This window comes from Pseudomonas kairouanensis (assembly GCF_004682055.1).
Taxonomy (GTDB): Bacteria; Pseudomonadota; Gammaproteobacteria; order Pseudomonadales; family Pseudomonadaceae; genus Aquipseudomonas; species Aquipseudomonas kairouanensis.
This window is the reverse complement of the sequence record NZ_QUZU01000019.1, coordinates 73,292-95,205: the sequence shown is the minus strand read 5'-3', so window position 1 is coordinate 95,205 and position 21,914 is coordinate 73,292. Positions and strand designations below refer to the sequence as shown.

The window sequence follows — 21,914 nt, the reverse complement described above, 5'->3', positions numbered from 1 at the left end:
GGCCTGGCATGCGGATCACTCAAGCGACCCTGGAACACCTGGACCTGTTGACCCCGTTGTTCGTCAAATACCGCGAGTTCTACGGGGCCCTGCCTTTCCCGGACTCATCGCGGGCCTTCCTGGAAAAACGCCTGCGCCGTAAGGAATCGGTGATCTACCTGGCCCTTGCCGACGATGACGACAAGAAAGTGCTCGGCTTTTGCCAGCTGTACCCGAGCTTTTCGTCCTTGTCGCTCAAGCGGGTGTGGATCCTGAACGACATCTACGTGGCCGAAGACGCCCGCCGCCAGTTGGTGGCGGACAACCTGATGCGCACGGCGAAGAAGATGGCCAAGGAAACCCATGCAGTGCGGCTGCGGGTGTCCACCAGCAGTGACAACGAGGTGGCGCAGAAGACCTATGAGTCGATTGGGTTTCGCGAGGACACGGAGTTCAAGAACTATACGTTGCCGATCAGCGAAGACTGAGCCCAATTCTCAAAATACCAATGTCCCAATGTGGGAGGGGGCTTGCCCCCGATGGCGGTGTATCAGTCAGACAATTTGTAACTGACGCTCTGCCATCAGGGGCAAGCCCCCTCCCACATTTGGCGCTGCGGTGCTTGAAAGGCCAACTCCCACGACATCCCCCGCTACAAAACCAACAGGCTTTTCACCTCTCAATCCGTATAATGCGGACCTTTCAGGGCTGTAAGAAATGCGGCATATATTTGTAGCCTTACTTACCCTAGCGTCCGCACTGGCCTGCTGAGCCGGGCCATTCACACAGGTGCCATCCATGGATTTCAACCCGCTCGACCTTATCCTGCATCTCGACGTCTACCTCGACATGCTGGTAACCAATTACGGTCCGTGGATCTACGCCATTCTGTTCCTGGTCATCTTTTGCGAAACCGGCCTTGTGGTCATGCCCTTCCTGCCGGGTGATTCGTTGCTGTTCATTGCCGGCGCCGTTGCCGCGGGCGGCGGCATGGACCCGGTGTTGCTGGGCGGCTTGCTGATGCTGGCGGCGATCCTCGGGGACAGTACCAACTACGTGATTGGGCGAACGGTGGGCGAGCGCCTGTTCAACAACCCGAACTCGAAAATCTTCCGCCGCGACTACCTGCAAAAAACCCACGACTTCTACGACAAGCACGGCGGTAAAACCGTGACCCTGGCGCGCTTCCTGCCAATCCTGCGGACCTTTGCGCCGTTCGTCGCCGGTATCGCCAAGATGCCTTACGGGCGGTTCTTCGGGTTCAGCGTTTTGGGCACCATCCTCTGGGTGGGCGGCCTTGTGACCCTGGGCTACTTCTTCGGCAACGTGCCTTTTATCAAGAAAAACCTGTCGCTGCTGGTGGTGTTCATCATCCTGCTGTCGCTGGTGCCGATGATTCTTGGCGTGTTCCGCAGCCGCTTTGGCCGCACTTCTTCCGAAGCCAAGCCGCACTGACCTGCGATGTGGTCCCTTAGCGCTTGGCGTCGCCGGCGCCTGCTGGCCAAGCACCCGATTGCCGATGACACCTGGCAACGGGTGCGCCACCACCTGACCTTCCTCGACGGCATCACCGCCGAGCAGGACCTGTGGCTGCGCGAAGCCTGCGTGTTGTTCCTCGCCGAAAAGCACCTGACGGCCCTGCCCGGCGTTGAACTGCACCAGGAACAACGCCTGCTGCTCGCCGCCCAGGCGCAACTGCCGCTGATGAACCTTGGCGACCTCGACTGGTACCAGGGTTTCCACGAGATTGTGCTGTACCCCGATGACTTCCTCAGCCCCCAGCGCCACCGCGACAGCAGCGGCATCGAACACGAATGGGACGGCGAGCACAGCGGCGAAGCCTGGCAGCAAGGCCCGGTAATCCTTGCCTGGCCTGGGGTGCTGGCCAGTGGCAATTGGGAAGGCTACAACCTGGTCATCCACGAACTGGCGCACAAACTCGACATGCTCAACGGCGACGCCAACGGCCTGCCGCCCCTGCATAACGACATGCGCGTGCAAGAGTGGGCCAGCGTGATGCAAGGCGCCTACGACGACCTCAATCGCCAACTGGATGCCAACCCAGATGCCGACACCGAGATCGACCCCTACGCCGCCGAAAACCCGGCCGAATTCTTCGCCGTCACCAGCGAATATTTTTTCAGCGCCCCGGATTTACTGGCTAATAGTTATCCACAGGTATACGCCCAACTGAGCCGCTTTTATCGCCAGGATCCCCTGGCCCGCCTGCTCCAACTGCAAGCCAGCGACCCGCGTTATCAGCCGCAAGGCGAATGACCGTACGACGTCTGGCGCATGGCATCGGCGTCAGAATGTGCCTATAATCGCCGCCACTTTTAGGCCAATCCGGCCAAGTTTCTTGGCCAACTAACGGGGGCAACGCCCAATGAGCTACAGCAAGATTCCGGCTGGCAAAGACCTGCCGAACGACATCTACGTCGCCATCGAGATTCCGGCCAACCACGCGCCGATCAAATACGAAATCGACAAAGACAGCGACTGCCTGTTCGTTGACCGTTTCATGGCCACCCCGATGTTCTACCCGGCCAACTACGGTTTTATCCCCAACACCCTGGCTGACGACGGTGACCCCCTCGACGTGCTGGTGGTAACCCCTTACCCGGTTACCCCAGGTTCGGTTATCCGCGCTCGTCCAGTAGGTATCCTGAACATGACCGACGACGGCGGCGGCGATGCCAAAGTCATCGCGGTACCCCACGACAAGCTGTCCCAGCTGTACGTGGACGTGAAGGAATACACCGACCTGCCGCCACTGCTGCTGGAACAGATCAAGCACTTCTTCGAGAACTACAAAGACCTCGAAAAAGGCAAATGGGTGAAGATCGACGGTTGGGGCAACGCAGACGCCGCCCGTGCCGAGATCCTGAAGTCGGTAGCTGCCTACAAGGGCTAACCCCGATTACTCATTGCTGCACCAATAAAAAAAGCCCCGACTATTTCGGGGCTTTTTTATGCCTGAAACTAAACCAAAAGTTTAACTACCAACAACTTAAGTTTATAAAACTTTTTAGTCGGACAACTCAGGCTACAACTCAGTAAAAACCTACGCCCGCAAGTCAACGCATAGTTTATTTGAATAATTTTTTCGGCCAGTAAACTCTGCGTTTATGAATAAATCAGGTGATCGTTTAAAAGAGCTGCTGCGGGAAGTTCATCTTTCTGCCTCCGATTTCGCCAAGAACCGTGGGGTCACGCCTCAACACGTGAACAACTGGTTCAAACGCGGCGTGCCCATGGGCCGACTCAACGAGTTCGCAGAACTGTTGTGCGTCTCCAGCCGCTGGCTGCGCACCGGCGAAGGCCCCAAACACCCACCGGCCAACTTTCTGTTGGAAGGCCCCACTGCAAGGAATGCACTGCCCACCCGCGAAGAAAGCGGCAAATACCTCACGGGCCCTGCCCGTCACCCGGAAAACATTGACGTGGAGATCCCTCTCCACCCCACTTTCACCTCAACCGAACGCATCCGCGTCTCCCTGCACACCCTCCAAACCCTCAACGTCGACCCCGACCGCGCACTGGGCGCCTACATGGTCGACAACAGCATGATCGACATCATCCAACAAGGCGCCACCCTCGCCGTGGACCGAGGCCGCACCCAAATCACCGACGGCGAAATCTATGCCGTCGAACACGACGGCATGCTGCGCATCAAATACCTCTACAACCGACCGGGTGGTGGTTTGCGCATGCGCAGCCACAATGCCAGCGAGCACCCCGACGAGTACCTGAACCATGAAGAACGGTATGAACAAAACTTCCAGATCGTTGGCTGGGTGTTCTGGTGGTCAACCCTGAACAACCGCAGGCCGGTACCGCTCGATGAGCATTTATTGGGCTGGGACGGCTCTAAGTCGGAACCGGAGGTGGGCATTTGAAGTGAATGTGGGTATCATGCGCCGCACATTTGGCAGGGGTAGCGTCTAGCTACTTCTCCTGCCTGGCGACGCGGAGGAGTTCCCGCCGATGCCCCTACTATTCAGCCAGACGCGACGTGGGCTGAGCGATTTGAAGGCTGGTGAGGCTTGTCAAAAACAAGCTGAAGCAGTCCCCGAGAAGCCGGCCACAAGCCGGCTTTTTAACGCCTGCAAAATCTCACGACCGGAACCCGCTTCCCGCACGTCGGAGAGGGTTGCTGGCTGGACGATATTCAACACGTCCTTATCAGCGACACAAGAACGTAACATGTCGCAAAAATCTAAAAACAGCGACACGTCTTGTTCCCATGCTTACACTGACGACATGATAAAGGCGCTCACAAGAGCCGCCTCGACATTAATTGGGCAACTTCGTGAGCATAGGCCCCCATGAGCAAACTCCATCTTCCTTGGCAGGCTGATAAACCCTATAACCAGCTTCCGCCATTACCACCAGCATCAGACTTGGAAACCCGGGCCGTACTCAAACGCTGCATTGAAGCTCGCGCAGCCTTGGCCGAATTGAAACAGGCAGCCGAACTGATCCCTAACCAAACGATGTTGATAAACACTCTCCCATTGCTGGAGGCCAAGGACAGTTCCGAGATCGAAAGTATCGTCACCACTACAGACTTGCTCTTCCAGCACGCCCAAGACGACGCCAATCATGCAGACCCCGCGACCAAAGAAGCGCTGCGTTATCGCAAGGCTCTGCACAACGGTTACCAATCATTGGCTGAGCGACCGTTGTCCACCGGTACAGCAGTAGAGATCTGTCGTACTCTCAAGGGCGTCAACATGGACATCCGCCGAGTTCCAGGCGTCCAACTGGCCAACGATCGATCCGGCGAGATCATCTATACCCCTCCGGAGGGTGAAGATCGTTTACGCGACTTACTCGCCAATTGGGAACGCTTTCTGCACAACGAGACGGACCTCGACCCTCTGGTGCGAATGGCTGTAGGACACTATCAGTTCGAAGCCATTCACCCGTTCACCGACGGCAATGGCCGTACCGGCCGAGTGCTCAATACCCTATATCTAATTCAGGAAGGTCTGTTGAATTTGCCGATTCTCTACCTGAGCCATTTCATTATTGCGCATAGGGCTGATTACTACCGATTGCTGCTTGATGTGACTCGCGAACAAGCCTGGGAGCCCTGGCTTCTGTACATGCTCACCGCTGTGGAAGAAACGGCCCGCTGGACCACTGCCAAAATTGCCGCAATTCGCAACCTATCCGAGCACACGAGCCAGTTTGTACGTGAACGCCTGCCGAAAACGTATTCCCGCGAACTAGTGGATGTGATTTTCGAACAGCCCTACTGTCGTATCAGCAACGTCGTCGACAAGCAGATCGCTCAGCGCCAGGCTGCCTCTCGCTACCTCAAAGAATTGGTATCTATTGGCGTGTTAGAAGAGGTCCAGGTCGGCAAGGAAAAACTCTTCATTCATCCCAAGCTGATGAAACTACTGATTCGTGACAGCAACGACTTCAGACGTTACGCCTGAGTAGCACTGAGCGATTAGGTCGCGTGAACGTTGAAGGCAAAACCGGCGACGGGCTTACGCTGCCGCAAGCATCAAGGACTTCTCGGAAACGTCCTGCAAATGAAAAGTATCGGTACTGCTGGCGACTCAATCAATTGTCTCCTATAGGTTGACGGTATTACCCGTCGCAGCCGATTTATCACCCCCAGCCAACCAATTAATCTGTGCCCATGTTGAACGCAACGCCCTACCCCAACTTAAACAAAAAGGATTCAACCATGAGCACTCCAACCTACAACCGCCTCAACAAAGACGACGCCGTAGTTCTGCTGGTCGACCACCAAACCGGCCTGATTTCCCTGGTGCAAGACTTCTCCCCCAACGAGTTCAAGAACAACGTGCTCGCCCTGGCGGACCTGGCCAAGTTCTTCGAACTGCCGACCATCCTCACCACCAGCTTCGAACAAGGCCCCAACGGCCCGCTGGTACCAGAGTTGAAAGAAATGTTCCCGGACGCGCCGTACATCGCTCGCCCTGGCCAGATCAACGCATGGGACAACGAAGACTTCGTCAAGGCGATCAAGGCCACCGGCCGTAAGCAGATCATCATTGCCGGTGTGGTAACGGATGTGTGCGTGGCGTTCCCGACACTGTCGGCGCTGGCGGAAGGGTTTGATGTGTTTGTGGTGACTGATGCTTCCGGTACTTTCAACACCACGGTACAGCAGGCGGCGTGGAACCGGATGACCCAGGCGGGTGCGCAGATGATGAACTGGTTCTCGGTGGCCTGTGAGCTGCATCGCGACTGGCGCAATGACATTGAAGGGCTGGGCAACTTGCTGTCCCAGCGGATTCCCAACTATCGCAACTTGATGAATGGTTACTCGGCGCTGACGGCGCGTAAGGACTGATTAACCACGCCACACACAAAGCCTGCCCTGAAAAGCGGGCTTTTTTGATTCGTTAAAACTAAGCGCTTACCAGTATTTCGCCGATTACACGGTCCAGCTTTACCAATGCCTCATTACGCCTTTCGCCAGACATCGCCGTGATATTTCGCAGCTTCCATTGCACTGCGGGCAGTTGATCGATCCCCATTAGAGCCAGTAACCCCCAATCAGGCTTTCCACCTTTGAGCGAGAGTAAAAACGCTGCGTCTTGCTCATTGAACTGCTGCCGTATTGCTACGAGCAAGTCCAGCCTTGTGGATTCCAATTGTTCAAGCGTGACCTGCTCACGTGTCATGCCTGCAAATTCAGCTTTGAAAATACCTGCAAGCGGCTTCCATCGTGGAGCCAGCAACTCACCCATCGGCCTTCGATGGCTGATCAAGTACACCAGAAACCCCTCGAAGATCTCGCGTGTCAGCCCTTCCTCCCGGAGCATCAGCATCACGTCGAAAAGATCTCGGGGGTGTTGTCGATCCAATGCAGCACACATTTTGCCGCCATACAGATCGGGCAACGACACGACCGGAATAGAAGCAAAGCCAAACTGGTCTTCAACCAACGCCACTACGTCACGCACTTGCGGGGCATGCACAGTGCCCCGTATCACGGGAGAAACCTCAACCTTGATTTGCGCCATCGGGCCACGCACCAGTACACGCAGTTCATCGTCTCGATTGGCCTGAACCGACGCGACGGTCTGAGGTAAGCCGCGTGCAATCGCCTCTGCAATCCGCTGGAGCGCCATACGAACATCGTTCAACGCTTGCTCGCGATCAAAGTTTGGCAGATACGCCAAGTCTATATCCACCGACAGACGAGGCAGGTCTCGCACAAACAGATTGATAGCGGTGCCCCCTTTAAGCGCAAAACATCGCTCTGCCGCGACGTAGGGGATGACCTGTACCAACAAACGAACCTGTGCGGCATATCGAGCATCAAGCACCACTGGCAAAACTCTCCGGCACGGTGATTAGGAACTCTTTATCGAGTCGACCACCCCGGATGATTTGTCGCTTGCCTTTGCCTAGATTGATTCTGGAAAGATCTATCCGCTCATACCACGCGTGACCCGCGTTTCGCGCCAATAGGAGGAAAACACGTTTGACTCGAATGGAATTGCACGCTTCAAGCAACCTCTGCAAGCGCCTAGGGCTCAATGAGCCCAAACCGCCAAGCATATCGACCACGCCGCTGAAGAGCATCTCGTCGGCGCTTTGGTGGATGAGTTCGAGTACTGCGCGTTCCGGGGTTGAGATTTTTAACTCAAATCGGCTGTAAGGCACTGGGAAAACTTGTAACGCCACATCTTCCACTTCGTTAAATAGCCCACCGGGATGGAAGTTCACATCGACCGGCCAGAGATATTTACGAAACCAACCCGGCAGAACTGCGCCCGGTGTTGCGAACAGATCAACTGTTTGCTTGCCGAAAGCCAGGTAATGGCTATAACCCGCCAAGCTCAGTGCCGTCGCACCACCTGGCCAGATATCGACGCAAGTGCCTTGCTGCAAAGCAAACACCCCGCTCTGCCAATCGATATCGTCGCCCTTGCGCTTCCACGCGCCATGGCCCACGCGTTCAACCCAGCCACTGCGTAGGTATTTCTGGACGAGGTTCGGCCCTATGCCCTGCTCATGTAACCAGGCCTGTGTCGCGATTGTTCCAGGCAGCCAATCAGCCAAAAGCTGGTTTATTTTCATGTAAAAAAAGAACCTTAAAGGTGATTTTTTAAATAAATATTAAACCACTTTAGCAAGTCTTCACAAATTGGCCAGCAGCCTCTGAATGTCTCCTTCAAGTTGACGGTAAGACACATCTCACCCGATTTATCACCCCCAGCCAACCCATTAATCTGTGCCCATGTTGAACGCAACGCCCTACCCCAACTTAAACAAAAAGGATTCAACCATGAGCACTCCAACCTACAACCGCCTCAACAAAGACGACGCCGTAGTTCTGCTGGTCGACCACCAAACCGGCCTGATTTCCTTGGTGCAAGACTTCTCCCCCAACGAGTTCAAGAACAACGTGCTCGCCCTGGCGGACCTGGCCAAGTTCTTCGAACTGCCGACCATCCTCACCACCAGCTTCGAACAAGGCCCCAATGGCCCGCTGGTACCAGAGTTGAAAGAAATGTTCCCGGACGCGCCGTACATCGCTCGCCCTGGCCAGATCAACGCATGGGACAACGAAGACTTCGTCAAGGCGATCAAGGCCACCGGCCGTAAGCAGATCATCATTGCCGGTGTGGTAACGGATGTGTGCGTGGCGTTCCCGACACTGTCGGCGCTGGCGGAAGGGTTTGATGTGTTTGTGGTGACTGATGCTTCCGGCACCTTCAACACCACGGTACAGCAGGCGGCGTGGAACCGGATGACTCAGGCGGGTGCGCAGATGATGAACTGGTTCTCGGTGGCCTGTGAGCTGCATCGCGACTGGCGCAATGACATTGAAGGGCTGGGCAACTTGCTGTCCCAGCGGATTCCTAACTATCGCAACCTGATGAATGGTTACTCGGCGCTGACGGCGCGTAAGGATTAATCGACCACGCCTCGCACAAAAAGCCTGCCCTGAAAAGCAGGCTTTTTTAATTGGCGTGCGCTTGACTCTCCCCTATACAGCACCCCCTACCCTGAAACGCCAATTTCAGGACCACGCCCATGCCCCACCGCATCCTCATCATCCTCGGTCACCCATCCACGTCGAGCTTTTGCTCCGCCCTGGCCGATACCTACGCCCACCACGCAAAGTCCGCCGGTCATGAAGTGCGCACTCTGAACCTGGGCGCTCTCACGTTCGATCCCGTGTTGCACCAGGGCTACACCCAAATCCAGGCGCTGGAGCCGGATTTGCTCAGCGCCCAATCCGACATCCTCTGGGCCACCCACCTGACGTTCGTGTTCCCCATCTGGTGGGGCGGCATACCGGCCTTGATGAAGGGCTTTCTCGACCGAGTTTTCCTACCCGGCTTCGCCTTTAAATACCGCGCCGGCAAGGCATTCCCCGACAAGCTGCTGGCCGGCAGAACCGCACACTTGCTGGTGACCCTGGACACGCCGCCATGGTATTTCCGCTGGTTCTACCGCATGCCGGGTATCCATCAGATGCGCAAGACTACGCTGGCGTTTTGCGGGATCAAGCCGGCCAAGACGTTGCTGTTCGGTCCCGTGCTGGGCTCTACTGCGGTGCAACGAGCCAAGTGGCTGAACCAGGCTGGCCTACTCGCGGGAACAGGGAGTTTTCATGTACATCGGCAAAGCCGCGCAGTTGTCGGGCACGACCATCAAGGCGATTCGTCACTATGAGGCGATCGGGCTGCTGCCCGCGCCGCAGCGTCTGGGGCAATACCGGATATATACAGAGCAATGTGTCGAGCGGCTGATGTTTATCAAGTGTGCGCAGCAGTTGGGGTTCAAGCTCAAGGAGTTGCAAGGCATTCTTCGAGGCCATCAGGGCGATGAGCTGCCCTGGGCACGGGCGGATAAGGCCATTGCCGACAAAAAGCACGAACTGGCCGTCCAAATTGGCCTGCTACAGAACATGTACAGGGGGTTGTCGGAATTTGAGGCACAGTTAAAGAACGCACACGGGCGGTGCTCATCATCAGCGAAAAGCGATTGACGGACCATGAGCCGCATAACTCATTTGATCGGCTCATGCTCTCGGCCCAGCCCCCACTCATTTGCCCGCTTATTTGCCCAGAATCCCCATGTCTGCTAGTGTCGCGCCGGTTTACCGTCTACCGGAATAGCCGCCATGGCCCGCAAAAAAGTTGCACTCGATTTCGAACAATCCCTCGCCGACCTGCAAACCCTGGTCGAGCGTCTGGAGAACGGCGAGTTGTCGCTGGAAGACTCGTTGACAGCGTTCGAGCAAGGCATCGGCCTGACTCGCGACTGCCAGAGCGCGCTGGCGCAGGCGGAGCAAAAGGTGCAAGTGCTGCTCGAACGTGACGGGGAGTTGGCCGAAGAACCTTTCGATGCGGAACAGCCGGAATGATCGACGCGTATCAGGCCAGTAGCCAAGCCCGGGTCAATGCGGCGTTGGAACCCTTGTTTGTTGCGCCAAGCCCCGAATTGAATCGCCTCTATGAAGCCATGCGCTACAGCGTGATGAATGGCGGCAAGCGCGTGCGCCCGTTGCTGGCGTATGCAGCGTGCGAAGCGTTGGGCGCACCGGCCGAGCAGGCCAATGGCGCAGCGTGTGCAGTGGAGTTGATCCACGCCTATTCCCTGGTGCATGACGATTTGCCGGCGATGGACGATGACGATTTGCGTCGCGGCCAGCCCACCACCCACAAAGCCTTTGATGAAGCCTGCGCGATTCTTGCCGGTGACGGCCTGCAAAGCCTGGCGTTCAGCGCCCTGCTGGACCCGACGCTGAGCAGCGTCAATGCCGAGATCCGCTTGCGTATGGTCACTGCCCTGGCAGTGGCGGCGGGCCCGGCCGGTATGGTCGGCGGCCAAGCCATTGACCTGGGCTCGGTCGGCCAGAAGCTTGATCAACAAGCCCTCGAATACATGCATCGCCACAAGACCGGTGCCCTGATCGAAGCCGCCGTGCAGCTCGGCGCCCTGGCCAGCGGCCGCGCCGGAGCCGAACAATTGGCCGCGCTGAAGACTTATTCGCGCGCCATCGGCCTGGCCTTCCAGGTGCAGGACGACATCCTCGACGTCGAAAGTGACACCGCCACCCTGGGCAAACGCCAAGGTGCTGATATCGCACGGGACAAGCCGACCTACCCCGCACTGCTCGGGCTCGACGCGGCCAAGGCCTATGCCCTGGAACTGCGCGACCAGGCCCTGCACGCCCTGCGACCTTTCGACGCGGCGGCCGAGCCGTTGCGCGACCTGGCGCGGTATATCGTCGAGCGCCGCCACTGATAACCGCGGCCATTGCGGCCGCATATCAGCCAAGTTCGGCGCTCTGCGTGGGCAGTTTGCGATGCTTGAGGTAAACTGCCGCCTCTTCTATACCTATAACGATTCGCCTGATGCCCACGACGTTTCAAGAGATTCCCCGCAAGCGCCCGTCCACGCCCCTGCTCGACCGTGCTGTCACGCCGGCCGGGCTGCGCCGTCTGGGTGAAGCCGAGCTGGAAACCCTGGCCGATGAGTTGCGCCTGGAATTGCTCTACACGGTCGGCCAGACCGGTGGGCATTTCGGTGCCGGCCTGGGCGTCATCGAGCTGACCATTGCCCTGCATTATGTGTTCGACACCCCGGATGACCGGCTGGTGTGGGACGTGGGCCATCAGGCGTACCCGCACAAGATCCTCACGGGCCGCCGCGAACAAATGGGCACCCTGCGCCAGAAGGACGGCATCGCGGCCTTCCCGCGTCGCGCCGAGAGCGAGTACGACACCTTTGGTGTTGGCCACTCCAGCACCTCCATCAGTGCAGCGCTGGGCATGGCCATTGCCGCCCGCCTGCAAGGCAGCGAGCGCAAGGCCATTGCGGTGATTGGCGACGGCGCATTGACCGCCGGCATGGCCTTCGAGGCGCTCAACCATGCGCCGGAAGTGAACGCCAACATGTTGGTGATTCTCAACGACAACGACATGTCGATCTCGCGCAATGTCGGTGGCCTGTCCAATTACCTGGCAAAAATCCTCTCCAGCCGCACCTACGCCAGCATGCGCGAAGGCAGCAAGAAGGTGCTCTCGCGTCTGCCCGGCGCGTGGGAAATTGCCCGCCGCACCGAGGAATATGCCAAGGGCATGCTGGTGCCCGGCACCCTGTTCGAAGAGCTGGGCTGGAACTACATCGGCCCGATCGACGGCCACGACCTGCCGACCCTGATCGCCACACTGCGCAACATGCGTGACCTCAAGGGCCCGCAGTTCCTGCATATCGTCACCAAAAAGGGCAAGGGCTTCGCTCCGGCGGAAGTCGACCCGATTGGCTACCACGCCATCACCAAGCTGGAACCCGTGGACGCCCCCGCCGCCGCGCCGAAAAAGGCCAGCGGGCCGAAGTATTCCGGCGTATTCGGCGAATGGCTGTGCGACATGGCTGCCGCCGATTCGCGCCTGGTGGGCATTACCCCGGCGATGAAGGAAGGCTCCGACCTGGTGGCGTTCAGCGAGCGTTTCCCACTGCGCTACTTCGATGTGGCAATTGCCGAGCAGCACGCTGTGACCTTCGCGGCCGGTATGGCCTGTGAAGGCGCCAAGCCAGTGGTGGCGATCTATTCCACCTTCCTGCAGCGCGGCTACGACCAGTTGATTCACGACGTGGCGGTGCAGAACCTCGACGTGCTGTTTGCCATCGACCGCGCAGGCCTGGTGGGCGAAGACGGCCCGACCCACGCCGGCAGTTTCGATTTGTCCTACCTGCGTTGCATCCCCGGCATGCTGGTGATGACGCCGAGCGACGAGAACGAACTGCGCAAGATGCTCAGCACCGGTCACCTGTACAACGGCCCGGCCGCCGTGCGCTACCCGCGTGGCAACGGCCCGAACGCGGCAATCGAAAAGGACTTGGCGCCTATCGAGATCGGCAAAGGCATCGTGCGCCGCCAAGGCAGCAAGACGGCGTTCCTGGTGTTTGGCGTGCAATTGGCCGAAGCCTTGAAAGTCGCCGAGAAGATCGACGCCACCGTGGTCGACATGCGTTTCGTCAAACCGCTGGATGAAGCGCTGGTGCGCGAAATCGCCGGTACCCATGAGCTGCTGGTGACGGTCGAAGAAAACGCCATCATGGGCGGCGCCGGTGCGGCGGTCAGTGAGTTCCTGGCGCGGGAGAACATTCTCAAGTCGGTGCTGCACCTGGGCTTGCCGGATGTGTATGTCGAACACGCCAAGCCGGCGCAAATGTTGGCTGAGTGTGGGCTGGATGAAGCCGGCATCGAAGCGTCGGTCGTCAAACGCATGGCGCAACTGGGCCTGTAAACCGGCTTTAAAATGTGGGAGGGGGCTTGCCCCCGATAGCGGTGGTTCAGTGAAAGATACTGAGACTGACACACCGCCATCGGGGGCAAGCCCCCTCCCACATTTGGTTTATGTACATCTCAAACAATATGGACAGCCCATGAAACGTCTGTACCTCGCCCTGCTGCTTGTGCCCGCCCCCGAGCTGTTCGCCGACACCCGCGACCAGGCCCTGAACCTTCCGGATGTGGTCATCAGCGCCAACCGCCAGGTGCAGGCGCGCAACGACAGCAGCGCCGCCAACAGCGTCTTCACCCGCGACGACATCGATCGCTTGCAGCCCACCAGCGTGACTGACCTGCTCAGCCGCGTCCCTGGGGTGCAAGTGGCACAAACCGGTGGCCGTGGCAGCCTGCCGGGGATTTTCATTCGCGGCACCAAGGCCGCCCAAAGCCTGGTGCTGGTGGATGGCCAGCGCATTGCCAACGCCACCTCGGGTGACAGCGGCCTGCAATTTTTGAGTGTCGACCAGATCGAGCGGGTGGAAGTGCTGCGCGGTTCACGCTCGGTGATCTACGGCAGCGACGCCATCGGCGGGGTTATCCAGATTTTCACCCGGCGCAACGCACAAGCCGGCGTTCACCCGCGCTTGCACCTGGGGTTCGGCAGCAACCACACCTGGGAACGCAGCCTGGGCCTGTCGGGCGGTGACGAGCGTACCCGCTTCAACCTCGGCGCCAGCCTGGATGAAACCCACGGCATCAACTGGACCCATGAGTCGTTTGCCAGTGATGGCGACCACGATGCGTATCGCAACAAGTCCGTGAGCCTGAACCTCAGCCACGCACTGAGCGACGACATCGAAATCGGCTTCAATCTGCTCGATGGCCGGGGCAAGTCCGAGTATGACAACCCCTTCGTCAGTCAAAAGCCCTACACCGACTACAACGTCAGCAGCGCCAGCAGCTACGTGGACGCCACGCTCAACGAACACTGGCAAACCCGCCTGGAACTGGGCCACAGCGAGAATCGCGATACAAAACGCGACGCCCTGAGCGACAGCACCAGCGCCTTCAACACTTACCGCGACTCGGTGAACTGGCAGAACGACCTGACCCTCAATGCGCGCAACAGCCTGATCCTGGGCGGCGACTGGTATGAAGATCGCGTGCACGCCAGCACCGATTTCGATCAGGACAGCCGCTGGAACCGAGCCGTGTTTGTCCAGCACCGCTTTGCAGCCGACAGTTTCTCCACCGAACTGGGCCTGCGCCACGACACCAACCAGCAATTCGGCAGCCAGAACACTTGGAGTGGCACCCTTACAGTGCCGCTCAACCCAGACAACGACGTGCTGCTGTCCTACAGCGAAGGCTTCCGCGCGCCCAGCTTCAACGATTTGTACTACCCCGACAGCAGCAACCCCAACCTCAAGCCCGAGCATTCAAAAAGCTACGAACTGCAATGGCGCAGTCAGTTGACCGACACCACGCGCCTGGAAACCTCGCTGTACCGCACCGACCTCAGGGACGCCATCGTCGCGCAGTCAGAGACCTTGTTTATCCCTTACAACGTCGCCTCAGCCCGTATCAACGGCTTCGAGGCGGCCCTCAAGCAGGAACTGTTCGGCTGGCAGAGCAACCTGGGGCTCTCGATCATCGACCCACGCGATCGCGACAGCGGCCACACCCTGGCCCGGCGGGCGCGGCGTACGTTGAGCCTGGATGTGGACCGGCAGTTCGACAAATTGGGGGTTGGCGCTACCTGGCAGGCCGTCAGTACCCGTTATGACGACGAAGCGAATGCTCATCGCCTGGCGGGTTATGGCTTACTGGGCTTGCGCAGCAGCTGGGCGTTGAACCGGGAAGTGGCGCTTTCGGTGAAGGTGGATAACCTGCTGGACAAGGCTTATGCCCGAGCGATGTATAGCTATCAAGATCCGGGGTTTGAGGTGAATCAGCGGTATCGGGAGCAAGGCCGGGTTTGGATGTTTGGGGTGACGTGGACGCCTGAAATTTGATGGGGCCTGTGCCGGCCCTTTCGCGAGCAAGCCCGCACATTCTGAATATATTCACAGATCAAAAGGTGGGAGCGGGCTTGCTCGCGAAAGCGGTCTCACAGGTTTGGAGCAATCACCTGACACAACCGCCCCACCGCTTCCAGCATCTGCCCACTGGGCCGTTCCAGCCCTTTATCCGGCACTACCCGCACCCGGGGCGCCATGGTGGGCCAGGTTTTCCAGGCATCCAGTTGTGCCTGATCCCCCACCAGAATCATCTCGGGATCACGCTGCAACACCGACTCAATACTCACCTGCGGCGCAGGCAACTTGAGGTCATCGAACACATTGCGCGCACCGCACACACCCAAGGCATCGCTGATGATCTGCCCACCGCCCACGGTGTACAACGGCTGGTTCCACACCTGGTAGAACACCCGCAGCGGCTGCGCCCGCTGATAGCGCTGACGCAGCTCGGCCAGGCGCTGACGCAAGTGCGCGGCCAATTGCCGACCGGCATCGGCGCGGCCCAATTGCTCGGCGATGGCCTGGACCTGGGTGGTGAGTTGTTCAAGGCTGTGGGGTTCGGCGACGTAGACGGGGATGTTCAAACGCTGCAACTGCTCGCGCTGGGCCGGGCCGACGCTACCGGGCCAAAGCAGGATCAGGTCGGGCTTGAGGCTGAGCAGGCGTTCCATATCCAGTTGGCCGTACTGCCCGACTGACGGCAGGTTCGCCAATGCCGCAGGCCGCTTGCCACCCTCAAGCACACCCACCAGCAGTTCGCTAGCCCCCAGTTCAACCACGATTTCAGACAGTGACGGCGCCAGGCTCACGACACGCTCGGCCGCCAGCACCTGAGCGCTCAACGCCAACAGCAGAGCGAGCAAGCCGCAGCGCATCATCCCAGTTGACGAGGGATACGGTAGAGGTAGAACAACACCAGGGTCGACAGCGCCAGCAGACACAGCGGCACGGCCTCCAGGCCGACGAACACTGCCAACGCGCCGATCCAGGCCGGTACGGCCGCAATCAACAACGCCGCACGGCGGCGGGCCGCCAGGGTGATCCAGGCAGCGGGTTCTTCGGGGGTGTCGAGGGCTTTGGACGTGGCGATCAGCGCGTGTTTATAGCCGTTGAAATAGCGCAGGCTGAGGAACATCGAGGCCACGCCGGCGATAAAGAACGGCATGGCCAGCACTGGCAGCAGGGATTGGGCCTGGCCAAATACCAGGTTGATCACGAACAGGGGCAGCAACGCCAGGGCCAGGTACTGCCACCAGTTGAAGGACAGTCGCCGTTTCACCTGGCCTCGGGTCACGCGCGGTCGACCTCGCCCTGATGCTCGTTGCCCATCATGTGGTCAAGCTTGCTGGCCTTGGTGGCCAGGTAGAGTTTGTTGTGCGGGTTGTGCCCCGTGTGCAGCGGCACACGCTCGGCCACGGTGATACCCATGTCGGTCAAGGCTTTGACCTTGCGCGGGTTGTTGGTCATCAGCCGCAGGGATTTGACCCCCAGGTGTTCGAGCATCGGCAGGCAGATCGCGTAGTCACGCTGGTCGGCCGCAAAGCCCAGGCGTTCGTTGGCTTCAACGGTGTCGGCACCGCCATCTTGCAACTCGTAGGCGCGGATCTTGTTCATCAGGCCAATTCCCCGGCCTTCCTGACGCAAGTACAGCAATACACCCCGGCCTTCACGGGCAATGGCACGCATGGCGGCTTCCAATTGCGAACCGCAGTCGCAACGCTGGCTGAACAGTGCATCACCGGTCAGGCACTCGGAGTGCACGCGGCCAAGCACCGGCGCGCCGTCAGCGATGTCGCCCAGGCTGAGCACAACGTGCTCGCGGCCAGTGGCTTCTTCGAGAAAGCCGTTCATGGTGAACGTGGCAAAAGGGGTAGGCAGCTTGGAAGCGGCGACGAAAACGACGGGCACCGTGTGCTCCTGATTTCAGTTTTTACAAAGGCGGCTATTGTAACAGCAGGTTCCTACAGACGCTTAAGCTGAATTATCGCTGATAAAGATCAATCGGTTCGATTGGCCTTCACCTCGGTTCTATGCAGTTCAGAACGGGTACGGCTGTTTCCAGTGCTCGAAAATCGGCTTTAGCTCGCCGCTGTTCACCAACTGCGCCATGCGTTCATCGAATACCGCCATCAGGCCTCGGCCCCGCTCGTTATCGGCAAACCCCACGTACAGCGGCAACTCGGCCACATGGGTCAAGCGGAACAGGGAAGGGTCATCGGCTTGTCTGAGCACTTCGGTGACTTCGGTCAGGGCATCGATGTAGAAGTCGGCCCGGGCGTGCTGCAGCATCGAAGGAATGCCATCTCGGCGTTCGATCTGGTTGAAGCGGCGCACGTTGGGCAGATAGTCCTCGTACTTGTAGCCGCGCACCCACGCCAGGCGGTAATCGCCCAGGGTTGCAGGGGTGGGTGGGGGCGTAGTTGCCAGGCCGAGGGCGTAGATATGGTCGGAATCGAAGTTCCAATGGGGGTACAGCACGCCCTGGGCTTCGTCGCGGTAGGAGCCGACCCATCCATCCACCTCGCCACGCTGGGCCAGGCCGACCGAGCGCGTGTAAGGTTCAGTGCGGGTTTGCAGGGTGATCCCGGCCGGTTCGAAGACCTTGCGCAACACGTCCCAGGCCAGGCCACGACCGTCGGCGTTGGTGTAGTCGTCCCAGGCCTCGCTGGCCAACAGCACCTTGCCGGGCACCTGCGGCACCTCATCGGCGTGCACCCACGGCGTGAAGGCGCACAGCACTACCACCAGCCAGCGGCGCACATCCATGGGACAACCTCCTACTGCGTCATGATCGTATAGAGGGTAGCGCAGGTCGCCGGCTTACGGCGCCGCGTGAAAGTGCTGATAGCCACGCACGGCCGGGGTGATGTCCTGGCCACTGGCATCGAGCAGCGTCACGCCCTGCCCCGCCGCCACCCGGCCGATCACATGGACCGGCCAACCGCCGGCCTGTAACGGTGCCAGCTCGGCAGGTGGCAGGGTGAATGCCAGCACATAGTCATCGCCCCCGCTCAAGGCCGCCACCCGCGCCGCCTCATCACCAACAAACGCCAGTAACGCCTTGGACAGTGGCAGTTGCTGGCGCTCGATCAGCAGGCTGACGGCCGACGCCTTGGCGATATGCCCGCAATCAGCCAGAAGCCCGTCAGAAATATCCATCGCAGACGTAGCCTTGCCCCGTAGCGCAAGCCCCAGGGCCAACTGCGGCTGGGGTGACCAGTAGTGGGCCAGCAATGGGTCTGCGATGGCCGCATCAGCCGTACGCTGGCCCAATACCAACGCCAAGGCGCCAGCGGCATTGCCCAGTTCGCCGCCCACGCACAGCAGGTCACCCGGCTGCGCGCCGCTGCGGGTCAATGCCTGCCCGGCGGGCACACGGCCGAACACGGTCAGGGTCAGGCTCAACGGCCCCCGCGTGGTATCGCCGCCCACCAGGCCAACGCCGCAGCTTTGCGCCATCAGGTTCAAACCCTGGGCATAGCGCTGCAGCCAATCGGCATCAACCGTCGGGGTGGTGAGTGCAAGGGTAAACGCGAGGGGATGGGCGCCCATGGCGGCCAGGTCGCTCACGGCCACGGCCAACGAACGCTGGCCCAGCAGGAACGGGTCGCAGGGGTCGGCAAAATGCACCCCGGCCACCAACGTATCGGTAGAGATTGCCAGTTGCTCCCCAGCGGGGAGCGCCAGCAGGGCGCAGTCGTCGCCGATCCCCAAGGCAATGCCTTCGCCGCCCTGCGCACAGGGCGCGGCGGCGAAGTAGTTGCGGATCAGCTCGAACTCACCCATCAAGGATTCAAGCGCAGGTTAGCGCTTGTACGCCTTCACTTCGGCTTCACGCAGGCGCGGGGCCAGCTTGTCGAGCACGCCGTTGACGAACTTGTGGCCGTCGGTCGAACCGTAGACTTTCGCCAGTTCGATGCCTTCGTTGATCACCACGCGGTACGGCACGTCGACGCGGTAGAGCAATTCCCAGGTAGACAGGCGCATTACGCACAGTTCAACCGGGTCCAGCTCCTCGATGGTCAGGTCCAGGCAAGGGGCCAGGGCCGTGTCGATCTCGGTCAGGTGGGCATGCACACCGTGCAAGATGTCGTGGAAGTACGGCAGGTCGGCAAAGGTGAAATCGTTGTCGACGCGAAACTGCGCTTCGATTTCGTTCAACGACGCACCGGCCAGGTGACGCTGGTACAGCGCCTGGGTCGCCAACTGACGAGCAGCGCGACGCTTCTCGTTCTTGGATGGCTTGCCAGCGTCTGCTGGGCGTGGCTCACGCGGGTTGAAGTTGTCGCTCTCGTCGGAAATCACTTGGCCTCCAACTGCGACAGCAGGCTGACCATTTCCAGGGCGGACAAGGCAGCTTCAGCGCCTTTGTTACCGGCCTTGGTGCCGGAACGCTCGATGGCTTGCTCGATGGAATCCACAGTCAGTACGCCGAACGCGACCGGCACGCCGAACTCCATGGACACCTGGGCCAGGCCCTTGGTGCATTCGCCAGCCACGTATTCGAAGTGCGGAGTACCGCCACGAATCACCGCGCCCAGGGCGATGATCGCCGCGTATTCACCCTGTTGGGCAACTTTTTGCGCAACCAGTGGAATTTCGAAGGCGCCAGGGGCACGGATAACGGTGATGTCGCTTTCGCTCACACCGTGGCGAACCAGGGCGTCCACGGCACCGCTTACCAGGCTTTCAACCACGAAGCTGTTGAAGCGGCCAACTACCAGGGCGTAGCGGCCTTTGGGGGCGATGAAGGTACCTTCGATGGTCTTCAGGGTCATTCGACAAATCTCTTAAAGAGCCGGGACGCGAAAAGTGCGTCCCTTAGTGATGATTTAACCGCGAACAAGGGGCAAGAATCGCCGGCCTTTATTCGGAGGGCACGTATTCTACAACTTCCAGATCGAAACCGGATATCGCATTAAATTTCATCGGCGCACTCATCAGGCGCATTTTGCGCACGCCGAGGTCACGCAGGATCTGCGAACCGGCACCGACGATGCTGTAGGTGGTCGGCGTTTTCACTGGCGCCGAGTCGGCGGTTTCGCGGATATGCGCCAGCAAAACATCACCATCCAACGGGTGACCGAGCAACAGCACCACACCGCTGCCTGCCTCGGAGACCGCAGCCATGGCGGCCCGCAGGCTCCAGCGTCCCGGTTGCTTGACCATCAAAAGGTCGCGCAGCGGGTCCATGTTGTGCACCCGTACCAGGGTCGGCTCCTCGGCACAAATGGTGCCCAGGGTCAGCGCCATGTGCACGTCGCCTTCCACTGAATCACGGTAGGTCACCAAATTGAATTGGCCCAGTTCGCTGTCCAGTGGCTGCTCGGCAATCCGCTGAACGGTACGTTCGTGGATCATCCGGTAGTGAATCAGGTCGGCAATGGTGCCGACCTTGATGTTGTGTTCGGCCGCAAAGGCTTCGAGTTCGGCGCGACGGGCCATGGTGCCGTCGTCGTTCATCACTTCGCAGATCACCCCGCACGGCTCGAAACCGGCCATGCGCGCCAAGTCGCAGGCGGCTTCGGTGTGGCCGGCACGGGCCAGGGTGCCACCCGGCTGGGCCATCAGCGGAAAAATGTGGCCGGGGCTCACGATGTCTTCGGCCTTGGCGTCTTTAGCGGCGGCGGCCTGCACGGTACGCGCACGGTCGGCGGCGGAGATGCCGGTGGTGACGCCCGTAGTGGCTTCGATAGACACCGTGAACTTGGTACCAAAACCCGAGCCATTGCGCGGCGCCATCAACGGCAGCTTGAGCAGTTCGCAGCGCTCGCGGCTCATGGGCATGCAGATCAGCCCGCGGGCGTGCTTGGCCATGAAGTTGATGTGCTCAGGCTTGCAGGCCTCGGCGGCCATGATGATGTCGCCTTCGTTCTCGCGGTCTTCGTCATCCATCAGGATGACCATCTTGCCTTGGCGGATGTCTTCAACCAGTTCTTCGATGCTATTGAGCGCCACGGGGCACCCCCTTGGTCAGGATTTCAGGTAGCCGTTAGCGGCCAGAAAGCTTTCGGTGATGTTACCGGCAGTAGGCTCTGCGGCCTTCTCGCCCAACAGCAGGCGCTCCAGGTAACGGGCAAGCAAGTCCACTTCCAGGTTCACCCGGCGACCTGGCTGGTAAGACGCCATGATGGTTTCGCTGAGGGTGTGGGGAATGATGGTCAGTTCAAATTCGGCGCCATTCACGGCATTCACGGTGAGGCTGGTGCCATCGACGGTGATCGAGCCTTTGTGGGCGATGTACTTGGCCAGCTCTTTGGGCGCACGGATACGGAATTCCACGGCACGCGCATTTTCGCTGCGGGAAACCACTTCACCCACGCCATCGACGTGGCCGCTGACCAGGTGACCGCCCAGGCGGGTGGTGGGGGTCAGGGCTTTTTCCAGGTTCACCGGGCTGCCGGCCTTGAGGTCGTTCATCGCCGTGCAGTCCAGGGTTTCCCGGCTGACGTCGGCGGCAAAGCCATTGCCCGGCAGCTCGATGACGGTGAGGCACACGCCGTTGATGGCAATGCTGTCGCCCAGCTTGACGTCGCCAAGGTCGAGCTTGCCGGTTTCAACCGACAGGCGAACGTCGCCGCCTTTTGGGGTCATTGCACGAATGCTGCCGATGGATTCGATGATGCCGGTGAACATGGCCTTCTCCTGGAATACGGTGC

General features: G+C 59.7%; 26 protein-coding genes. 14 read left to right on the top strand and 12 right to left on the bottom strand.

Features of this window, described 5'->3' with window-relative positions; all coding sequences use genetic code 11:
- The first annotated feature begins 8 nt into the window (after positions 1-8).
- The 5 genes from DYL59_RS16615 to DYL59_RS16595 all read left to right on the top strand — a co-directional run bounded on the left by DYL59_RS16615 (position 9) and on the right by DYL59_RS16595 (position 3,878).
- Positions 9-467 (top strand): GNAT family N-acetyltransferase, encoded by a 459-nt coding sequence (locus tag DYL59_RS16615; protein ID WP_003176320.1) that lies wholly within the window; start codon positions 9-11, stop codon positions 465-467.
- Positions 468-777: 310 nt separating this feature from the next.
- Positions 778-1,434: a DedA family protein gene (locus DYL59_RS16610; RefSeq protein WP_135290130.1), complete on the top strand. Its 657-nt coding sequence runs from the start codon at positions 778-780 to the stop codon at positions 1,432-1,434.
- Positions 1,435-1,440: 6 nt separating this feature from the next.
- Positions 1,441-2,256, top strand: a complete 816-nt coding sequence (locus DYL59_RS16605; RefSeq protein WP_135290129.1) for a M90 family metallopeptidase — start codon at positions 1,441-1,443, stop codon at positions 2,254-2,256.
- A 109-nt stretch (positions 2,257-2,365) separates the two neighbouring features.
- Complete coding sequence (gene ppa / locus DYL59_RS16600) at positions 2,366-2,893, top strand: inorganic diphosphatase (protein ID WP_003219382.1); 528 nt, start codon at positions 2,366-2,368, stop codon at positions 2,891-2,893.
- A 214-nt stretch (positions 2,894-3,107) separates the two neighbouring features.
- Positions 3,108-3,878: a LexA family transcriptional regulator gene (locus DYL59_RS16595; protein ID WP_135290128.1), complete on the top strand. Its 771-nt coding sequence runs from the start codon at positions 3,108-3,110 to the stop codon at positions 3,876-3,878.
- A 150-nt stretch (positions 3,879-4,028) separates the two neighbouring features.
- On the opposite strand, the gene DYL59_RS31395 is transcribed toward DYL59_RS16595, so the two are convergent.
- Positions 4,029-4,214 carry a hypothetical protein gene (locus tag DYL59_RS31395; RefSeq protein WP_167496687.1) on the bottom strand — a complete coding sequence of 62 codons (186 nt, stop codon included), beginning with the start codon at positions 4,212-4,214 and terminating at the stop codon, positions 4,029-4,031.
- 93 nt (positions 4,215-4,307) lie between these two features.
- Here DYL59_RS31395 and fic point away from each other — a divergent pair, with 93 nt between their 5' ends.
- Both fic and ycaC (DYL59_RS16580) read left to right on the top strand, forming a co-directional pair.
- Positions 4,308-5,429 (top strand): protein adenylyltransferase Fic, encoded by a 1,122-nt coding sequence (gene fic, locus DYL59_RS16585; RefSeq protein ID WP_135290127.1) that lies wholly within the window; start codon positions 4,308-4,310, stop codon positions 5,427-5,429.
- Positions 5,430-5,686: 257 nt separating this feature from the next.
- Complete coding sequence (gene ycaC / locus DYL59_RS16580) at positions 5,687-6,319, top strand: isochorismate family cysteine hydrolase YcaC (RefSeq protein ID WP_135290124.1); 633 nt, start codon at positions 5,687-5,689, stop codon at positions 6,317-6,319.
- Between the two features lie 58 nt (positions 6,320-6,377).
- Here the strand turns inward: ycaC (DYL59_RS16580) and DYL59_RS16575 are convergent, their stop codons facing one another.
- Both DYL59_RS16575 and DYL59_RS16570 read right to left on the bottom strand, forming a co-directional pair.
- Positions 6,378-7,304, bottom strand: coding sequence for a nucleotidyl transferase AbiEii/AbiGii toxin family protein (locus tag DYL59_RS16575; protein ID WP_135290126.1), 927 nt, complete (start codon positions 7,302-7,304; stop codon positions 6,378-6,380).
- On the bottom strand, positions 7,294-8,058 hold the full coding sequence (locus DYL59_RS16570; RefSeq protein WP_135290125.1) for a type IV toxin-antitoxin system AbiEi family antitoxin: 765 nt from the start codon (positions 8,056-8,058) through the stop codon (positions 7,294-7,296). The genes DYL59_RS16575 and DYL59_RS16570 overlap by 11 nt, the downstream gene beginning before the upstream one ends.
- A 208-nt stretch (positions 8,059-8,266) precedes the next feature.
- Between DYL59_RS16570 and ycaC (DYL59_RS16565) the strand changes: the two genes are divergently transcribed.
- The 7 genes from ycaC (DYL59_RS16565) (at position 8,267) to DYL59_RS16535 (ending at position 15,249) form a co-directional block, all read left to right on the top strand.
- On the top strand, positions 8,267-8,899 hold the full coding sequence (ycaC, locus tag DYL59_RS16565; RefSeq protein ID WP_135290124.1) for an isochorismate family cysteine hydrolase YcaC: 633 nt from the start codon (positions 8,267-8,269) through the stop codon (positions 8,897-8,899).
- A 119-nt stretch (positions 8,900-9,018) separates the two neighbouring features.
- Complete coding sequence (locus DYL59_RS16560; protein ID WP_135290123.1) at positions 9,019-9,663, top strand: NAD(P)H-dependent oxidoreductase; 645 nt, start codon at positions 9,019-9,021, stop codon at positions 9,661-9,663.
- On the top strand, positions 9,602-9,979 hold the full coding sequence (locus tag DYL59_RS16555) for a MerR family transcriptional regulator (RefSeq protein WP_135290122.1): 378 nt from the start codon (positions 9,602-9,604) through the stop codon (positions 9,977-9,979). Before DYL59_RS16560 ends, DYL59_RS16555 begins: the two co-directional genes overlap by 62 nt.
- Before the next feature lie 135 nt (positions 9,980-10,114).
- Positions 10,115-10,357 carry an exodeoxyribonuclease VII small subunit gene (locus DYL59_RS16550; protein WP_003176346.1) on the top strand — a complete coding sequence of 81 codons (243 nt, stop codon included), beginning with the start codon at positions 10,115-10,117 and terminating at the stop codon, positions 10,355-10,357.
- Complete coding sequence (gene ispA, locus DYL59_RS16545) at positions 10,354-11,241, top strand: (2E,6E)-farnesyl diphosphate synthase (RefSeq protein WP_135290121.1); 888 nt, start codon at positions 10,354-10,356, stop codon at positions 11,239-11,241. The genes DYL59_RS16550 and ispA overlap by 4 nt, the downstream gene beginning before the upstream one ends.
- A gap of 110 nt (positions 11,242-11,351) precedes the next feature.
- Complete coding sequence (gene dxs, locus DYL59_RS16540) at positions 11,352-13,250, top strand: 1-deoxy-D-xylulose-5-phosphate synthase (protein WP_135290120.1); 1,899 nt, start codon at positions 11,352-11,354, stop codon at positions 13,248-13,250.
- Positions 13,251-13,389: 139 nt separating this feature from the next.
- Entirely contained in the window at positions 13,390-15,249 is a 1,860-nt protein-coding gene (locus DYL59_RS16535) for a TonB-dependent receptor domain-containing protein (protein WP_135290119.1), read from the top strand.
- A gap of 95 nt (positions 15,250-15,344) precedes the next feature.
- Here the strand turns inward: DYL59_RS16535 and DYL59_RS16530 are convergent, their stop codons facing one another.
- The 9 genes from DYL59_RS16530 to DYL59_RS16490 form a co-directional block, all read right to left on the bottom strand.
- On the bottom strand, positions 15,345-16,130 hold the full coding sequence (locus tag DYL59_RS16530) for a cobalamin-binding protein (protein WP_135290139.1): 786 nt from the start codon (positions 16,128-16,130) through the stop codon (positions 15,345-15,347).
- Positions 16,130-16,549: an MFS transporter gene (locus DYL59_RS16525; protein ID WP_135290118.1), complete on the bottom strand. Its 420-nt coding sequence runs from the start codon at positions 16,547-16,549 to the stop codon at positions 16,130-16,132. The genes DYL59_RS16530 and DYL59_RS16525 overlap by 1 nt, the downstream gene beginning before the upstream one ends.
- Positions 16,546-17,163 (bottom strand): GTP cyclohydrolase II, encoded by a 618-nt coding sequence (ribA, locus tag DYL59_RS16520; RefSeq protein ID WP_095013680.1) that lies wholly within the window; start codon positions 17,161-17,163, stop codon positions 16,546-16,548. Before ribA ends, DYL59_RS16525 begins: the two co-directional genes overlap by 4 nt.
- A 129-nt stretch (positions 17,164-17,292) precedes the next feature.
- Positions 17,293-18,021, bottom strand: coding sequence for a type 2 periplasmic-binding domain-containing protein (locus DYL59_RS16515; protein ID WP_135290117.1), 729 nt, complete (start codon positions 18,019-18,021; stop codon positions 17,293-17,295).
- A 54-nt stretch (positions 18,022-18,075) separates the two neighbouring features.
- Positions 18,076-19,041: a thiamine-phosphate kinase gene (thiL, locus tag DYL59_RS16510; RefSeq protein WP_135290116.1), complete on the bottom strand. Its 966-nt coding sequence runs from the start codon at positions 19,039-19,041 to the stop codon at positions 18,076-18,078.
- An 18-nt stretch (positions 19,042-19,059) separates the two neighbouring features.
- Positions 19,060-19,560: a transcription antitermination factor NusB gene (gene nusB / locus DYL59_RS16505; RefSeq protein WP_135290115.1), complete on the bottom strand. Its 501-nt coding sequence runs from the start codon at positions 19,558-19,560 to the stop codon at positions 19,060-19,062.
- A complete protein-coding gene (gene ribH, locus DYL59_RS16500; RefSeq protein WP_122486058.1) occupies positions 19,557-20,033 on the bottom strand; it encodes a 6,7-dimethyl-8-ribityllumazine synthase in 477 nt (158 codons plus the stop codon). The genes nusB and ribH overlap by 4 nt, the downstream gene beginning before the upstream one ends.
- An 88-nt stretch (positions 20,034-20,121) precedes the next feature.
- On the bottom strand, positions 20,122-21,213 hold the full coding sequence (gene ribBA, locus DYL59_RS16495) for a bifunctional 3,4-dihydroxy-2-butanone-4-phosphate synthase/GTP cyclohydrolase II (RefSeq protein ID WP_135290114.1): 1,092 nt from the start codon (positions 21,211-21,213) through the stop codon (positions 20,122-20,124).
- 15 nt (positions 21,214-21,228) lie between these two features.
- On the bottom strand, positions 21,229-21,891 hold the full coding sequence (locus tag DYL59_RS16490) for a riboflavin synthase (protein ID WP_135290113.1): 663 nt from the start codon (positions 21,889-21,891) through the stop codon (positions 21,229-21,231).
- Positions 21,892-21,914 lie beyond the last annotated feature (23 nt).

Bases quoted from the DNA above. Each gene is read 5' to 3' on its own strand.
- DYL59_RS16615 (WP_003176320.1), top strand. From the start codon at position 9: ATGCGGATCACTCAAGCGACCCTGGAACACCTGGACCTGTTGACCCCG.
- DYL59_RS16610 (WP_135290130.1), top strand. From the start codon at position 778: ATGGATTTCAACCCGCTCGACCTTATCCTGCATCTCGACGTCTACCTC.
- DYL59_RS16605 (WP_135290129.1), top strand. From the start codon at position 1,441: ATGTGGTCCCTTAGCGCTTGGCGTCGCCGGCGCCTGCTGGCCAAGCAC.
- ppa (WP_003219382.1), top strand. From the start codon at position 2,366: ATGAGCTACAGCAAGATTCCGGCTGGCAAAGACCTGCCGAACGACATC.
- DYL59_RS16595 (WP_135290128.1), top strand. From the start codon at position 3,108: ATGAATAAATCAGGTGATCGTTTAAAAGAGCTGCTGCGGGAAGTTCAT.
- fic (WP_135290127.1), top strand. From the start codon at position 4,308: ATGAGCAAACTCCATCTTCCTTGGCAGGCTGATAAACCCTATAACCAG.
- ycaC (WP_135290124.1), top strand. From the start codon at position 5,687: ATGAGCACTCCAACCTACAACCGCCTCAACAAAGACGACGCCGTAGTT.
- DYL59_RS16570 (WP_135290125.1), bottom strand. From the start codon at position 8,058: ATGAAAATAAACCAGCTTTTGGCTGATTGGCTGCCTGGAACAATCGCG.
- ycaC (WP_135290124.1), top strand. From the start codon at position 8,267: ATGAGCACTCCAACCTACAACCGCCTCAACAAAGACGACGCCGTAGTT.
- DYL59_RS16560 (WP_135290123.1), top strand. From the start codon at position 9,019: ATGCCCCACCGCATCCTCATCATCCTCGGTCACCCATCCACGTCGAGC.
- DYL59_RS16555 (WP_135290122.1), top strand. From the start codon at position 9,602: ATGTACATCGGCAAAGCCGCGCAGTTGTCGGGCACGACCATCAAGGCG.
- DYL59_RS16550 (WP_003176346.1), top strand. From the start codon at position 10,115: ATGGCCCGCAAAAAAGTTGCACTCGATTTCGAACAATCCCTCGCCGAC.
- ispA (WP_135290121.1), top strand. From the start codon at position 10,354: ATGATCGACGCGTATCAGGCCAGTAGCCAAGCCCGGGTCAATGCGGCG.
- dxs (WP_135290120.1), top strand. From the start codon at position 11,352: ATGCCCACGACGTTTCAAGAGATTCCCCGCAAGCGCCCGTCCACGCCC.
- DYL59_RS16535 (WP_135290119.1), top strand. From the start codon at position 13,390: ATGAAACGTCTGTACCTCGCCCTGCTGCTTGTGCCCGCCCCCGAGCTG.
- DYL59_RS16530 (WP_135290139.1), bottom strand. From the start codon at position 16,130: ATGCGCTGCGGCTTGCTCGCTCTGCTGTTGGCGTTGAGCGCTCAGGTG.
- DYL59_RS16515 (WP_135290117.1), bottom strand. From the start codon at position 18,021: ATGGATGTGCGCCGCTGGCTGGTGGTAGTGCTGTGCGCCTTCACGCCG.
- thiL (WP_135290116.1), bottom strand. From the start codon at position 19,041: ATGGGTGAGTTCGAGCTGATCCGCAACTACTTCGCCGCCGCGCCCTGT.
- ribH (WP_122486058.1), bottom strand. From the start codon at position 20,033: ATGACCCTGAAGACCATCGAAGGTACCTTCATCGCCCCCAAAGGCCGC.
- DYL59_RS16490 (WP_135290113.1), bottom strand. From the start codon at position 21,891: ATGTTCACCGGCATCATCGAATCCATCGGCAGCATTCGTGCAATGACC.